Source organism: Pirellulales bacterium (genome assembly GCA_035656635.1).
In the GTDB taxonomy this organism is placed as follows: Bacteria; Planctomycetota; Planctomycetia; order Pirellulales; family JADZDJ01; genus DATJYL01.
Genome location: DASRSD010000091.1, coordinates 14532 through 28412 on the forward strand (window position 1 = coordinate 14532; position 13881 = coordinate 28412).

Sequence of the window (13881 nt, forward strand, 5' to 3'; positions counted from 1 at the left end):
TCCCTACGTCAGCCATTTGCTCGAGCTGTGAAGGAAAACAACCATGATTGATGACGGAGTTGTCCAACAAACTAAGAAGCGCAAATCGTCCTTCGTGGAGCGCGTGATCGAACGGATGGGATTGCATGTCACTGCCAAAGCGGTATATGCCGATCCGGTAGTACAAAACGGCATCACGGTGATTCCAGTGGCCAAACTACGCTGGGGGTTTGGCGGCGGCAGTGGTCACAAGCAAGGCAAACGTGGAAAAGGCGGCGGTGGCGGCATGCAGGCTGCACCGCTGGGGTACATCGAAATCAAAGAAGGCCAAACTCAGTTCAAGCCGATTCGCGATCCAATGGCATTTGTGCCCATTGCGGCAGCAAGTGCGCTGGCCGGCTGGATTTTGCTCCGCTCTGTGCGGAAACTTATTCGCGGATGACGTGCCCGTTGCAAATTGCTACGAGACATTGGCTTGGCGACCAAAGCAAATGCCCATTTTCCGAGCTAGTTTAGGCGTCAGCGCAAAACGCCGGTTCCCATGTCCGAAGGTCCACATCCGACCGAGATTGGTAAACCCAATTCGATAGCAGCTTCGCAACGAAGCGAAATTCGAGCCCTCGACTGTGGTGATCAGCTTAGGGATTCCCTGCCGTTGCAGTTCTTGTAGTGCCAGCGCTATTCCGATGCCATACAAACGGCGTCCACGAAACGAGGGATGCGTAAAGGCGTTGTACATGTAGGCCATGTCGCGCGGATATGACATGGCAATGCCCAAGTGATGTGCGCCTTCAATGCAGCGTGTGGCATACCAGCTGTAACTTACCAACCGCTCCTCATGTAACACGGCAAAGCACAGATCGTGCCGCGAAGCAGATCGATCGACAAATTCGCCAGCAAGATTGAGGCTTGGGTCTTGCACAAAATGGGCGACTTCCGACGGCGTGAGAAATCGGAACGTAAAATCAGGCGGCAATTCAAAGGATGACGGCAGTTTGTCGGCATCCAAGTAGAGTAATTCGCTGAACTGCACGCGCAACAGCTTTTCCAGGATCCGCGATCCCATCCAGTGGGCAGCGCCGCTGGGGCCGTAATATCGTCCTGTTTCCGCGATTCGCTTCAGCCAGGTTGGGTTAACAGTGGCCATCGATGATTTATCCGGCTTGGTGCGGCGACCAAAGCAAACAGCAAAGATCGAGCCACGGTTAATTCTGGCTTCGATTCCGAGGAGATGATGGCAAAAAATATCCTTCGACCGATTTTTCAATGACGGCCGATGTTGCGATAAAGCAACGCGGCAGGGTGCCATCAATACATTTAGCCGGACATAGATTTCGTGGCGATTGCGGCGCTAAATGCCGATGCCCAACTCGGAAGCCCGAACCCTTAAGGCGCGCTCAAAATATTGCATGGGATAGGGCCTGTGACGTCGCGCCCACAAGAATGTGCTTTGCACCAGGCTGAAGGGCAGGTCGCCGGAATTAACCATGTCGACCACTTCGTCGACAAATGCCTGCTCATCAGGAGTGCGGGCCAGTAAACCGACCTGAAGTTGTTGCCTAAGCGTTGGCACAACGACGCCGCCCGTGGAAACAATTTGAGCCTTCGCCAAACCCACGGCTAACGCAGTTAAAACGGCTAGCAAAACGAGTACGGACAGTTTCGACGAACGCACGGAGCACCCCGTGGAAGGATGAGATTGCGAGAATACGCGGACAAGATGGGAAATGACTACAAGGCGGGCGGCTTGTAGCATAAGGCTAGCAACGCGGCAAGATGAATTTGTGGCCTCGGCTTGCCCCACTGATTTTTTGGCCATACACAAGGTAAAATACAAAAGCACAGGGCCTGCTTTCTCTGTAGTTGCCTGCCCAAATTGCCGATGAAAAATTGGAGTTGGAGGCAGACGTGGCTGTCAGAATCAATGCCTGTAGAGTATTATTTGTTGTCTGCTGAAACGAAGGTTTTTTTGAAAGCTGCCATTTTCGTACAAGCCTCTTTCCGTACTTCCGTCGGAGGACCCACTATTAATTCGATGGCCCGGATCAATAACGGAGCCAGTGCCTAGCACGGCCCGATCCGCGCTATTCTCGAAGCGACTCCACCGTCGCAATCGGAGAGAGGTTTGACTTAAGCGAGCGGGCCGTGGCGAAAGTCACGGCCCGCTTTATTTTACTGCGGCAGCATGCCGCATAAACGCCGGCAGCCAGGACCAGGCTTCTGTGATATTTCCTGACCGGGGATGTGAACTGGCAGCAAACGGTATGGCATCGAAACGTGGAATGGTACAATTGGTACCGATGGTCGCTGCGGCTGCCATAGCGTGTTATATCAACAGCGGCGCACCAGGGCGTGTTAGGCCTGCAAGTGAATTCTGTACTTTCAAATGTACTTCCGCCGTTCCATCCGCTGGCCGATCATTTTAGGCGTTGTGCTGATCGTCTTGGTTGTTACGCTCACGGTCGGTTGGGTCATCGTCAGTGCCTCCGCGGCTTTGAAGTCCGAGCACGCCGGCTTTTATTGGGCCTTGCTGGCGGTAGGCGCTACTTTTTTATTATTGGTGTTGGTGGGCGTCGTGATCTATTTGGTTCTATCTGTTAAAGCGATTCGGCTTAATCAACGGCAATCGAATTTTATTGATGCCGTAACTCACGAGCTAAAAAGTCCGATTGCCTCCCTCAAGCTCTATCTGCAAACGCTGACTCGTCACCAGGTGACCGCCGAACAACAGGCCGATTTTCAGCAATTCATGTTGGACGACCTCCAGCGGCTGGATCGTCTGATCGACCATTTACTCGATGCAGCCCGCCTGGAGCACGCCCAATTGGCCAATGACTTTGCAGATGTTTCTCTCGACGAACTGTTAGTTCGCTCGGCCCGGTTGGCCTGCGAACGATATCGGATGCCTGAAGAAATCTTCCAATTTCGATTGGAATCGGCCACTGTCCGTGGCCGTTCAGCCGATTTAGAAATCATTTTTCTTAATTTGGTTGACAATGCGCTCAAATATTCTGGCGAAAACCCAAAAGTGGAAATTGAAATTCATCGAGATGGCAATGGCCATGTCACAGCCCGCATCGGTGATAATGGTCCGGGAATTCCCGCGAACTTGCGTCGAAAAATCTTTGGGCGATTTGTTCGGGTTGGGAATGAGCTGGAACGCAAAACTGCCGGCACCGGGTTGGGACTGTACATTGTCCGCACTTTGATTAAACGAATGGGAGGTAGAATCCAAGTGCGGAATAAACCCGATGGTCACGGGACCATCTTTGAGGTGGAATTGCCCGCAGCTTCTTAACAATGGCTATGCCCTGCATCCGAAGGTCGTGCTTCGATTTTTAATTCGGTCCTATGAAGCACATTTTAATTGTTGAAGATGAAACCCATTTGGCCATTGGGATAAAATATAATCTCGAGGCCGAAGGGTACCTTGTAACGACGATGAGCGATGGCCCTAGTGCGCTCAAATTTCTCAGCGAAAACCCGACGACCGTAGACCTGATTATTCTCGATCTCATGCTGCCCGGGATGAGCGGCTATGATGTCTGCGATACGCTCCGCCAGCAGGGAAGCGATGTGCCAATTTTGATGCTGTCGGCGCGCACGCTTACGGAAGATCGCATTCATGGTTTCGACGTTGGCACCGACGTCTATTTGCATAAACCATTTGACTTAGAGGAACTGCTCAGCGTGTCTCGCAACTTACTATCGCGGCGGCGGCGTGCACTCATTGCCGAGGCAAACTCGGAACAGCAACAGCAACCAACGATTGATGCAGGAATCGTTTATCGCTTTGCAGACGGCCGAGCAGTCGTGAACTTCGACACTTACCAAGTCGAAATTGATGGACGCAGCGCCAAGTTGACCGCCCTGGAGATGAAACTACTTCGATATTTCGTCGAGCATGAAGGGTCAGTCGTGACGCGCAGTGAATTGCTGGAAAACGTCTGGGGAATGTCACACAGCCCGACGACGCGAACCGTAGACAACTTCATCGTTAATCTGCGTAAATACTTCGAGCAGGATCCAGCACAACCTCGTTACTTTCTTAGTGTGCGGGGCGCCGGCTACCGTTTTGTTGGCAACTGCCCGAATAACCGATAGGATCGCTAACGAAGTCATTCGACTTTGAAAGAAAAAGCAGTCCTGAGGAATTTCATGTTAAAATCCGATCGTCCTGCCTGCGATGAATAATTAGTAGAGGTCGAATAGGAAGTTTGACCATCTGATTTGAACATGCGGCCTGCACGGGGGTGCAGGCAACAACTTGTTCAAGGCCCGAAACGTACAGTCCAGCGCAATTTACCGCACACACCGGGGCGTGCTTCCCTCGCGACCTCTGGGGTCGGTGTGCGGCTCAAATAATTGCGCAATGGGCTGAACGGAACGGGCCTTTATTTTTGCGCGAACCCTTAATTATCCGGAATTTTTGGACGATTTTGCGGATATTAGCAGTCATGCAGGCGGTCTGCTTGAAGGGCTCCTAGTCTCCGGTTACCATGCATTTGTCCTGCCCTATTTGCGTAAAAGTCATGCGTCGTGGGATGAAATGGGTTCGCCCATATGAAACGCGGTGTGCTAAAGCCGTGGTTCGCGAAAGTCCCTGAAACACTCGATTTGCCTGTTCAGGAAGCACCGTTATGTTGAGGAAGTTGGCGTTTTCGCTCCTTGCGGTTTTTCTGTTGTCATGGAGTTCCAACCTCCGCGCGGATGAGGTGCTACTAGAGCAACTTTATGGCGGAGGCGTGCATGCTTACAACGAAGGCGATTATTTAGGCGCCTACGATTCGCTGAGTTCCGCCATCAAAGGTGGCACAAATGATCCCCGTGCGTATTATTTTCGCGGATTGACTTACCTGAAGCTGGGACGCGCTCAGGAAGCACAAGCAGACTTTCAAGCCGGCGCGGAAATGGAAGTGGGCGATAGTGCTGAAGTTTATCCGGTCAACCGTTCCTTGGAACGGATTCAGGGCCGCTCTCGGCAAATGCTTGAACAATATCGCACCAATGTTCACGCAGCCGCCGTTCAACGAAAGGAAAGGGAACGGCAAGCCCGTTATGAGGAACATGCTTCCGCCGAACAGGAAGTTTTGCGCCGTGTAACTCCCCCACCAATGCCTTCCAATGCGGCCGGACAATCTGCTCCGCATACCGAGAATGGCACGGGGGCGCCTGGCGGCCCTGCGAAGGCGAATAATTTAATTGATAAGCCTTCAGCGGAACCCGACAAGAATCCGTTTGAAACAGAACCGGCAAAACCCGCGACCAAGGCCCCCGAAGAGAACGGCGGGAATCCTTTTGGCGGATCGGAGCCAGAGCCGAAGAAATCAACCGGTTCGACGCCGGCTGCCAACGATAATCCGTTCGGAACGTTCGGAAATTCGCAATCTCCCGCTCCACCTGAGAAACCTGCCGGCACCGTTGTTCCTCCGCAGAAAGAGCAAAGTCCCACCGGCACAGTGCAGCCTACACCCGGCGGTTTGAGCAGTTTGGCCCGTGCGATTGCGAAGGGTGCAAAAAGCGATCAAGCAAATTCTCCGCCTGCCGCCGGTTCGTCGCTTCCGAATATACTCCAAGGGCTTTTTGGCCATGGCACTGCCCCACCTGCGGGCGCCCCACCGATGAATTCCACTCCAACCCCAGGAGGGAATGGGCCGCCGCCGCCAAACATAAATCCAGCGGGCGCCACTCCTGCACCACCAACGGCCACACCACAACCTGGCCCTCCTTCCGCTGGTCCGCCAATGCCCGCTGGTGGCGCGCAGCCGGCCACACAGCCGACTCCACCTGCTGGCACGCCGCCGCAGCAGAATACCCCAACTCCGCCGCCCAAAGACGACAACAATCCGTTTAATTAAGCTCCAGGAAGCTGCATGGCTTCACTCGGTGCTGAATTTATAGATTGTCGTCGATTTAAACGTCTCCCCGGGCTTTAGCTCTGTGCTGGGAAACTCCGGATGGTTTGGTGCATCGGGATAGTGCTGTGTTTCCAGGCAAAAGGCGGCATGCTGTGGAAAGCCGCCGTTGATGGGATCGCCATCCAAGAAATTCCCCGTGTAAAACTGTATTCCCGGTTGATCGGTCCAAACTTCCATCGTCCGGCCGCTGGCTGGATCCTTAGCAACGGCGGCTTGGGCAAGCGAGCCATTCTGACTCCGCAGCACATAGCAGTGGTCGTATCCACGACCTCCTTGTTTTTTGATTTCCGCAACGCCTGGGCCGATTGGCTTGGAGGATGTAAAGTCCATCATCGTGCCTTTAACATCTTCCATTTTTCCGGTTGGAATGAGTGTGTCGTCGACCACAAGATATTTATCTGCGGCGATCATCATTTTCTGGCCGAGAATATCTCCGGAACCGGCGCCGGCCAAATTCCAATAAGCATGATTCGTGAGGTTGACGACGGTATCTTTGTCGGTCGTGGCCGTGTAGTCGATCTTCAGTTCGTTCGCCTTCGTTAACCAATAGGTGGCTGTTGCGGTAAGGGTGCCAGGGTAACCCTCCTCGCCATCCTTGCTAACGTATTTGAATTCCACACCAACCGCCTCCGGAGATTTTACTTCCTTTGCTTGCCACAATTGGTGGTCAAAGCCGTGGGGGCCGCCGTGCAAGTGGTTGGGTCCGTTGTTGATGGGCAGCGTGTACTCTTTACCGTCCAGTGTGAATTTTCCTTTGGCAATGCGATTGCCATATCGCCCGATGGTAGCGCCAAAGTGGGCGGTATGCTTGACATAGCTGTCGAGATTATCGAACCCTAAAGTAATGTTTTTCGAACGGCCTTCTTTATCGGGCACTTCGACCGATACAATATGCCCGCCGTAGTTAGTTAGCTTCACAACCATGCCATTGGGATTGGACAGCGTGTATAGCTGGACTTCTTGCCCATCACTCCATTTACCCCAAGACTTTGCATCGATCATGAACGATCCCTTCTGGTTGGTCGCTTGATTGGACGAATCTGGTTTGTCCGTCGAGGCGCCTTCGTCAGCCGTGCCTGACTTGTTCGAGACCTGTGTTGGCGCTTGGTTGTTTTGGCAACCGGCGATAAGACCGACTGCTAAAAATGTTCCTATCGCAGAGGCAAACAATGCAAGTTTTATCATTCGGATTCCTCCCCCAAGGAATTTGCGCAGTTTTCGCGTCCACCCACGTGCTGGCATTTACTAACCAAGCTTCGAGTCAACCGCTGCATTATGGATGACCAGGGCTTCTTCAATCAACCGGCTCACTCCCCCTGAGGAAAGAACATAATACTGAAATAGTGATGAGTTAAGCTTGAATAACAACTGGGTAGCCCATTACGCACAAATTCGATAAAATGCAGGTGTAATTTATTAAGCCGGTGATCCGTCTTAGTCCTGTTGTTATAGATGCCCGTACACGCAAACCATTACCCTCTCCATTTATGCCTACCATCCAAAGCCGATCCGTGGAATTGTTGGGGAAAGAAGCAGATGCACTTTTGCAGTATAAATGTCGCGGCTTTTCCGCAGCCAGCTTGCATTTGCCCGGGCCTGATTTTATCGATCGTGTGGTATCACTTAGCGACCGTTCCCCGACTGTGCTGCGCAACTTTCAGCAGATTTTGAATACGGGCCGTCTGGCCGGCACTGGCTACGTATCGATCTTGCCTGTGGATCAAGGCATTGAACATTCGGCGGGAGCCAGTTTCGCACCCAATCCAATTTTTTTCGATCCTTCGGCGATTGTGGAGTTGGCGATCGAAGGCGGATGTAACGCTGTGGCCAGCACTTTAGGCGTGCTTGGCGCCGTTAGCCGCAAATATGCCCATAAAATTCCGTTTCTAGTCAAACTGAATCACAATGAGTTTCTGAGCTATCCCAATACCTACGATCAGATTTTATTTGGTCATGTAAAGCAGGCGTTTGAGATGGGAGCAGTCGCTGTGGGCGCGACGATTTATTTCGGCAGCGAGGAAAGCCATCGGCAGTTGCAGGAAGTTTCCACAATGTTTGAACGCGCCCACGAGCTAGGCATGGTGACCGTCCTGTGGTGCTATTTGCGGAATAATGCGTTTAAGAAAGACGGCGTCGATTACCATACGGCTGCAGATTTGACGAGCCAGGCCAATCACTTGGGGGTGACGATTCAGGCTGATATCATCAAGCAAAAGCTGCCCACGACAAACGACGGCTTTGACGCGCTGAAGTTCGGCAAAACCGATCCCCGCGTGTACAGCGAATTAACGCCCGGCAACCATCCCATCGAAATGACTCGTTACCAGGTCGCGAATTGCTTCATGGGACGTTCTCCGCTGATTAATTCCGGCGGCGAAAGCAAGGGGGCCGGCGATTTGGCGGAAGCGGTGCGAACCGCTGTGATTAACAAACGGGCCGGCGGATTGGGCCTGATCTCCGGTCGTAAAGCCTTCCAAAAACCAATGAACGAAGGTGTAACTTTGTTACATGCCGTTCAAGATGTGTATTTGGATGACAGCATTACCGTGGCTTAATTTTGCTCCCATTCCAATTTTATGATGCGCGTACCAAGCGGAGGCGGTTTTCATGAACTTGCTAGAACAACTCAAATCGATGACCGTGGTCGTTTCCGACACGGGCGACTTTGATTCCATCGCCCGCTACCAACCACGGGATGCCACGACGAACCCATCGCTTATTTATCAAGCGGCTCAAATGCCTCAATATCAGCGGATCATTGAGGAAGCGATCGAGGCCACGCAGTCAAGCACAGGCGATAAAGAGCAACAGCTGGCCCGGTTGATTGATCGGCTATTTGTGGACTTCGGGCAGGAAATTCTCAAGATCATTCCTGGCCGTGTTTCGACCGAAGTGGATGCCCGATTGTCGTTTGATGGTCAAGCGACCATGGCGCGCGCCCGTGGCTTAATCAAGTTGTACGAGGAGGCCGGCATCAAACGGGATCGCATTTTGATCAAAATTGCATCGACGTGGGAAGGAATTCGCGCAGCAGAGAAATTGGAAAAAGAAGGAATTCATTGCAATCTGACGTTATTGTTCGGCTTTCCGCAGGCCGTCGCCTGCGCGGAAGCGGGGGTAACACTTATTTCGCCGTTCGTCGGGCGCATTTTGGACTGGTACAAGAAATCACTGGGGGTCGATTCGATTCCGGCAGCGGAAGATCCGGGCGTGAAGTCGGTTGCCCAAATCTACAACTACTTCAAAAAATTCGGTTACAAAACCGAAATTATGGGCGCAAGCTTTCGGAATACGGGTGAAATCACTGAGTTGGCCGGTTGCGATCTGCTGACAATTTCTCCCAAGTTATTGGAAGAATTGAAAACGACCGATGGAAAATTGACTCGCAAGCTCGATCCTGCGGCCGCTAAGAATAGCGATGTGAAAAAGATATCGCTCGATGAAAAGACGTTCCGCTGGATGCTAAACGAAGACGCCATGGCTACCGAAAAATTGTCCGAAGGCATTCGCCATTTCAGCGCCGACTTAGTGAAACTAGAAAAGTATTTGGGCGAACGAATACACGCCCCGGCTGCTGTTTAGTGCCCAATGGACTGTCGATTCATAACCCTGTTAAGTGACCCCGACGGGACTCGAACCCGTGTTACCGGCGTGAAAGGCCGGTGTCCTAGACCGCTAGACGACGGGGCCGTAAGGCGTTGCAACCTGCTCGCTGACAATCCACCACGACCCAAGGGTTTGTAGTAGCCTTGCAGCAACAAGTCAAGTGGATGGCCCACTAGGGCTATGCTGCAGACAGCGGGGTATATAGGGGCTAGCGCCGAGCTGTCAATTAATCCGCTCGGTCTTTAGGGCCCCCTAGCGGGCTCACTACAAATAAGAGTGAACGACCTCATCACCGATCACAACCATACACAAACCGCCAAATTACAGACTTCATTGTCTTACTGGTTGTCTGTGCTGCTTGCATCGGTGCCGCCATTATCAGATGAGCGCGTTTGCGCAGTCGCATCATTACGGCGAATGGCGTCGTAGACCTCTCGGCGGTGAACAGGCACTTCCTTTGGCGCTTCCACGCCCAAGCGCACCTTATCCCCCCGGATTTCTACGACTACGATCGTAATGTCATTGTTAATGACAATGCTCTCGTTTTTCTTGCGGGAGAGGACTAGCATCGTAATTATTTTCCTTCATGTACCGCAGGTACGCGCCTGCTTTGGCGTCGCTAGGTATTTAGTTCTTTAATAAGAGCCCAACGATAGCAACCAGCCCGACGAAAAATACTGCGGGATGGCCGTCAAAATAGCGATGGCACATGCGTTTCCTTCATTTCACTCTACGTGCTGCAAAGTCATAGTCAAGCAAACTAAGACGCCAAAACCGTGCTTTTTGAACAAATCTGAGCATTTCGGCACAAGATTCGTGCCAGGCCTTGGAAGTTCGCTGACTCCCAGCATTTTCACCACTGTCGGACTTTATTAAGTCAATACAGCTCAATGACTTACAACTTGCCTGATAGATCGACATAAGCATCGGTGCAAACAAATTATGCCAAGTGATGGTTGCTGCGAACCCGCATTTTGAGTTCCCAAGGCAAAAATCGATCTTCTCAATTCGGGACAAGTAGTGGAATTCAAGCCAAATACTCGCTAGCCACGAACACAGATGTTGAAGGGACTGAGTTCTTCCGCCTGTAGCGAAAATCGGGAGATCGGCTTTTCGAGGCGGTGAAAAATTAGACCTGCTTGGATCAACCAAAGTCACATCCGGATATCCGTTTCGTTTAATTGCCTGGCATTATTAAAGGTAAATACCATCCAACCAGTAAAATGCACGATACTATTTCAGCACCATTCCTCGCAGTAATGAATCGCTTGCGGCATTCGAACGCATGTCTATAATTCGACTATAGATTGAATGGTATTTGATTAGCCATCAAACATATTCTGGTATGCTACATCGGGAATCGATTTTTTGCACACGTAAATGGAAATGGAGTTAGTCTCGTGGGAAACTGGTTGCGTGATATTTGGGATGCCATTTCCACGATCGCTCATGGTTTATGGGTAACTTTGCGATATTGGGTTAAAACGTATGAGCCGAACCGTGGTACGTTTACCCAGCGGTTTGAATATCCGGAGCGGCCTGTTCCCGTGGCAGCTCGCTATCGCGGGTTTCATCGCTACGATCTGACGACCTGCATCGCGTGCGATCAATGTGCTAAAGCCTGCCCCGTCGATTGTATTTACATCGGGAAAGAACGCGTTACCAACGGGAAGGGTTTTCGCATCACCGGCTTTACCATTGATTATTCGAAGTGCATGTTTTGCGCATTGTGTGTGGAGCCGTGCCCGGTCGATTGCATTTTTATGGGTGCTTCGCACGATTTGAGTTGCTACAGTCGCGATGGTTGTATTGTTGATTTTTCGCGATTGCCGGTCGACGTGGCTTGGGGGCGATCTACTCTCAATCCCACGGCTGTGGCCGAATCAAAAGTAATTGTCGAGCCGGTGCACGGGGGACCGAATGAGTAATCACGTCTGATGATCGTCGACCAACCAAGCCGGACTCTTATGAAGGACTCATCAAAAATCACTCGCAAGCATTTCACTGTGGAACAGGCGAATGCCATGTTGCCGCTTGTGCGTGCCATTGTGAAAGATTTAGCCCAGCTGTCGCGAGATGTTATCGATCGGCGGGAACGCTTGGCGCACTTACTACAGGGTCACAGTGGCCAATCGAGCGACATGTATGGCGAAGAACTGGTCCAGATCGAAGAAGAGCTGGAAAAAGACGGCAGCCGGTTGCGCGATTATGTGGAAGAACTCGTCAAGCTTGGCTTGGAACCCAAAAACGGACAAGAAGGGCTAGTCGATTTTCCAACTCTGATCGACGGTCGGGAAGCTTTTTTATGCTGGAAACTAGACGAACCCGAAGTGCTATATTGGCATGAACTCGATGCCGGTTTTGCAGGCCGTCAACCTCTCACAGCCGACGCGGGAGTCGATTCCGCTAGTGCCAGCGGTGGTCAAACACTGGAGCATTAAAGCGTAAATCGCTGGGTCGCATTGACGAACGCTCTTTCGATTTCCCCAATTCGTGTGCCCATTGATCCGCTGGCAATTGATGAAGTGCGGTCGAGCTTTTACGACAACAGCGCGCTGTTTCCGGCTGGTTCGATCACGTTCGATTGCGCACTTTTAATGCGCGGAGTTCAGCACGAGTGGCATAGCCAGCAGGACCTTTGCTGTACAGTTCCGGCGGCGGCCGCTAACGTGTTTGCATCTGCTCAAAACTGATTATTTTATTTATGGTCACGGAAGTGCGAAACCGGAGGCTTTTATGATCAAAGGCAGCGAAGTACGAAAAGCTGGGCATGCAATTGAGGCACTGTTTTTGGACCGGTGGTCGCCGCGGGCGATGTCGGGCGAGGAAATTGCTGAGGCGGAGTTGATGTTGCTGTTTGAAGCAGCGCGTTGGGCGCCGTCGTCGTACAATAACCAACCGTGGAGGATTCTTTACGCCCGGCGAGGCAGCCCACATTGGCAAACGTTTTTTGATTTGATGGTGCCGCAAAATCAGGTATGGACGAAAAACGCCGCGGCACTGTTGGTGTTTGTTTCCAAAGAAACGTTTGATTTTAACGGTAAGCCGTATCCCACACATTCGTTTGATACCGGCGCCGCGTGGGAAAATCTGGCGTTGCAAGCTTGGCTGAAAGGCTATGTGGCTCACGGTATGCAGGGATTCGATTACGATCGAGCCAAAACAACGCTGAACATCCCCGATGGTTTCCGTGTCGAAGCCATGGCGGCGATTGGAAAACCCGGCCCCAAAGAAACGCTCTCGCCAGAAAATCAAAAAAGGGAAGGGCCCAGCGACCGGAAAAAATTGGGGGCTATTGTCTGCGACGGGCCGTTCAATTTTTAAGCGGCTTCACGGGAAATGGAGGAGGAAAGTCAATGTCCGAGCATCGCGCGATGATTCATTGGCAGCGCAACGGACCGGATTTTCTCGGCGGGAAATATTCCCGGCAGCATGTTTGGACCTTTGATGGCGGCGCTACGGTGTCGGCCTCGGCATCGCCAAGTGTGGTGCCGCAGCCGTGGTCCAACCCGCTGGGCGTGGATCCTGAGGAAGCGTTTGTCGCCGCAATTGCCAGTTGCCACATGCTCACTTTTTTGTACCTGGCGGCGAAGCATGGGTTTCAAATTGACCGATATGAAGACGATGCGGTTGGGAAAATGACTAAAAACGAACAAGGCATGCCCTGGATAAGCAGCGTGACATTGGCTCCGAAAATTACGTATAGCGGCGAAAAACACCCTACGCAGGCCGAAATGGAGCACTTGCACCACTTGGCCCACCAGCAGTGCTTTATCGCCAACTCGATCAAAACGAGCGTGGTGGTTGCGTAACAGCTCGATGATCTAATTCATCAAAAGTCGTGGACCAATTTACACATGGCCAAACTGTGTCAGTCGGGCGATCTGCCACGTAAAACTCAAATTGCCCCGCTACATAGTCGGATGGCCGGCTTGCAAACAACGGCTGCTTTTTTACAATGCGGGTTCAAACTGGATAGGGAATTTGGCAGTCCTTTTTATTCCGCGCAGTATTTTCTGCGCTCGTATTCGACCCGAGCGGTGAGTGTCAAACCATGACCACCTCGACCATGATTGCGGGCTATCTTCTGCTCTTTGTGGCCTTCGGGTTCGCATTTTTGTTTGTGAATTTAGTGGTAGGGAAGTTCTTACGGCCCAAGGCGCCGAATCCTGAAAAATTAGAAATTTACGAGTGCGGCGAGCCTACCATCGGATCAAGCTTTGTGCAGTTTGATATCAGGTTTTATGTGGTCGCGCTGTTGTTCATTATTTTTGACGTCGAAGTGGCGTTTTTTTTCCCCTGGGCCAATGTATTCGGCAAGTCGACGCAATTGATGGATCCGGGTCTGCCGATTGTTCAGGCGCAATCTTCCGGAAGC

The 13881-nt window shown here is 51.9% G+C and carries 16 protein-coding genes and 1 tRNA gene; 12 read left to right on the forward strand and 5 right to left on the reverse strand.

The window, feature by feature from the left end; genetic code table 11:
- The first annotated feature begins 43 nt into the window (after window positions 1–43).
- The gene (locus VFE46_08435; protein ID HZZ28016.1) at window positions 44–421 is read left to right on the forward strand and encodes a spore germination protein GerW family protein; all 378 of its coding nucleotides are present in this window, start codon (window positions 44–46) and stop codon (window positions 419–421) included.
- A gap of 18 nt (window positions 422–439) precedes the next feature.
- On the opposite strand, the gene VFE46_08440 is transcribed toward VFE46_08435, so the two are convergent.
- On the reverse strand, window positions 440–1126 hold the full coding sequence (locus VFE46_08440; protein ID HZZ28017.1) for a hypothetical protein: 687 nt from the start codon (window positions 1124–1126) through the stop codon (window positions 440–442).
- 204 nt (window positions 1127–1330) lie between these two features.
- Complete coding sequence (locus tag VFE46_08445; GenBank protein ID HZZ28018.1) at window positions 1331–1654, reverse strand: hypothetical protein; 324 nt, start codon at window positions 1652–1654, stop codon at window positions 1331–1333.
- Between the two features lie 711 nt (window positions 1655–2365).
- Between VFE46_08445 and VFE46_08450 the strand changes: the two genes are divergently transcribed.
- From VFE46_08450 to VFE46_08460, 3 genes are all read left to right on the forward strand, one after another.
- On the forward strand, window positions 2366–3277 hold the full coding sequence (locus VFE46_08450; GenBank protein ID HZZ28019.1) for a HAMP domain-containing sensor histidine kinase: 912 nt from the start codon (window positions 2366–2368) through the stop codon (window positions 3275–3277).
- Window positions 3278–3330: 53 nt separating this feature from the next.
- Window positions 3331–4083: a response regulator transcription factor gene (locus tag VFE46_08455; protein HZZ28020.1), complete on the forward strand. Its 753-nt coding sequence runs from the start codon at window positions 3331–3333 to the stop codon at window positions 4081–4083.
- A 536-nt stretch (window positions 4084–4619) separates the two neighbouring features.
- A complete protein-coding gene (locus VFE46_08460) occupies window positions 4620–5837 on the forward strand; it encodes a hypothetical protein (protein HZZ28021.1) in 1218 nt (405 codons plus the stop codon).
- A gap of 21 nt (window positions 5838–5858) precedes the next feature.
- Here the strand turns inward: VFE46_08460 and VFE46_08465 are convergent, their stop codons facing one another.
- Window positions 5859–7082 carry an aldose epimerase family protein gene (locus tag VFE46_08465; protein HZZ28022.1) on the reverse strand — a complete coding sequence of 408 codons (1224 nt, stop codon included), beginning with the start codon at window positions 7080–7082 and terminating at the stop codon, window positions 5859–5861.
- A 302-nt stretch (window positions 7083–7384) separates the two neighbouring features.
- Between VFE46_08465 and VFE46_08470 the strand changes: the two genes are divergently transcribed.
- The gene (locus VFE46_08470) at window positions 7385–8452 is read left to right on the forward strand and encodes a class I fructose-bisphosphate aldolase (protein HZZ28023.1); all 1068 of its coding nucleotides are present in this window, start codon (window positions 7385–7387) and stop codon (window positions 8450–8452) included.
- A gap of 52 nt (window positions 8453–8504) precedes the next feature.
- Window positions 8505–9479 (forward strand): transaldolase, encoded by a 975-nt coding sequence (gene tal, locus VFE46_08475; protein ID HZZ28024.1) that lies wholly within the window; start codon window positions 8505–8507, stop codon window positions 9477–9479.
- A gap of 35 nt (window positions 9480–9514) precedes the next feature.
- Here tal and VFE46_08480 read toward each other — a convergent pair.
- Both VFE46_08480 and csrA read right to left on the reverse strand, forming a co-directional pair.
- Window positions 9515–9587, reverse strand: a tRNA-Glu gene (locus VFE46_08480).
- A 254-nt stretch (window positions 9588–9841) separates the two neighbouring features.
- Window positions 9842–10072: a carbon storage regulator CsrA gene (csrA, locus tag VFE46_08485; GenBank protein HZZ28025.1), complete on the reverse strand. Its 231-nt coding sequence runs from the start codon at window positions 10070–10072 to the stop codon at window positions 9842–9844.
- A gap of 831 nt (window positions 10073–10903) precedes the next feature.
- Between csrA and VFE46_08490 the strand changes: the two genes are divergently transcribed.
- The 6 genes from VFE46_08490 to VFE46_08515 form a co-directional block, all read left to right on the forward strand.
- Window positions 10904–11431 carry an NADH-quinone oxidoreductase subunit I gene (locus tag VFE46_08490; protein ID HZZ28026.1) on the forward strand — a complete coding sequence of 176 codons (528 nt, stop codon included), beginning with the start codon at window positions 10904–10906 and terminating at the stop codon, window positions 11429–11431.
- A gap of 39 nt (window positions 11432–11470) precedes the next feature.
- Window positions 11471–11944: a DUF2203 domain-containing protein gene (locus VFE46_08495; protein HZZ28027.1), complete on the forward strand. Its 474-nt coding sequence runs from the start codon at window positions 11471–11473 to the stop codon at window positions 11942–11944.
- Between the two features lie 54 nt (window positions 11945–11998).
- Window positions 11999–12196, forward strand: a complete 198-nt coding sequence (locus VFE46_08500) for a hypothetical protein (protein ID HZZ28028.1) — start codon at window positions 11999–12001, stop codon at window positions 12194–12196.
- Between the two features lie 43 nt (window positions 12197–12239).
- Entirely contained in the window at window positions 12240–12827 is a 588-nt protein-coding gene (locus VFE46_08505) for a nitroreductase family protein (protein ID HZZ28029.1), read from the forward strand.
- A gap of 32 nt (window positions 12828–12859) precedes the next feature.
- The gene (locus tag VFE46_08510) at window positions 12860–13315 is read left to right on the forward strand and encodes an OsmC family protein (protein ID HZZ28030.1); all 456 of its coding nucleotides are present in this window, start codon (window positions 12860–12862) and stop codon (window positions 13313–13315) included.
- A 242-nt stretch (window positions 13316–13557) separates the two neighbouring features.
- A partial coding sequence (locus VFE46_08515; protein ID HZZ28031.1) for an NADH-quinone oxidoreductase subunit A occupies window positions 13558–13881 on the forward strand: 324 nt, incomplete at its 3' end.

Excerpts from the sequence above, each read along its gene's own strand:
- VFE46_08435 (HZZ28016.1), top strand. The coding sequence starts at position 44 with ATGATTGATGACGGAGTTGTCCAACAAACTAAGAAGCGCAAATCGTCC.
- VFE46_08440 (HZZ28017.1), bottom strand. The coding sequence starts at position 1,126 with ATGGCCACTGTTAACCCAACCTGGCTGAAGCGAATCGCGGAAACAGGA.
- VFE46_08450 (HZZ28019.1), top strand. The coding sequence starts at position 2,366 with ATGTACTTCCGCCGTTCCATCCGCTGGCCGATCATTTTAGGCGTTGTG.
- VFE46_08455 (HZZ28020.1), top strand. The coding sequence starts at position 3,331 with ATGAAGCACATTTTAATTGTTGAAGATGAAACCCATTTGGCCATTGGG.
- VFE46_08460 (HZZ28021.1), top strand. The coding sequence starts at position 4,620 with ATGTTGAGGAAGTTGGCGTTTTCGCTCCTTGCGGTTTTTCTGTTGTCA.
- VFE46_08465 (HZZ28022.1), bottom strand. The coding sequence starts at position 7,082 with ATGATAAAACTTGCATTGTTTGCCTCTGCGATAGGAACATTTTTAGCA.
- VFE46_08470 (HZZ28023.1), top strand. The coding sequence starts at position 7,385 with ATGCCTACCATCCAAAGCCGATCCGTGGAATTGTTGGGGAAAGAAGCA.
- tal (HZZ28024.1), top strand. The coding sequence starts at position 8,505 with ATGAACTTGCTAGAACAACTCAAATCGATGACCGTGGTCGTTTCCGAC.
- csrA (HZZ28025.1), bottom strand. The coding sequence starts at position 10,072 with ATGCTAGTCCTCTCCCGCAAGAAAAACGAGAGCATTGTCATTAACAAT.
- VFE46_08495 (HZZ28027.1), top strand. The coding sequence starts at position 11,471 with ATGAAGGACTCATCAAAAATCACTCGCAAGCATTTCACTGTGGAACAG.
- VFE46_08505 (HZZ28029.1), top strand. The coding sequence starts at position 12,240 with ATGATCAAAGGCAGCGAAGTACGAAAAGCTGGGCATGCAATTGAGGCA.
- VFE46_08510 (HZZ28030.1), top strand. The coding sequence starts at position 12,860 with ATGTCCGAGCATCGCGCGATGATTCATTGGCAGCGCAACGGACCGGAT.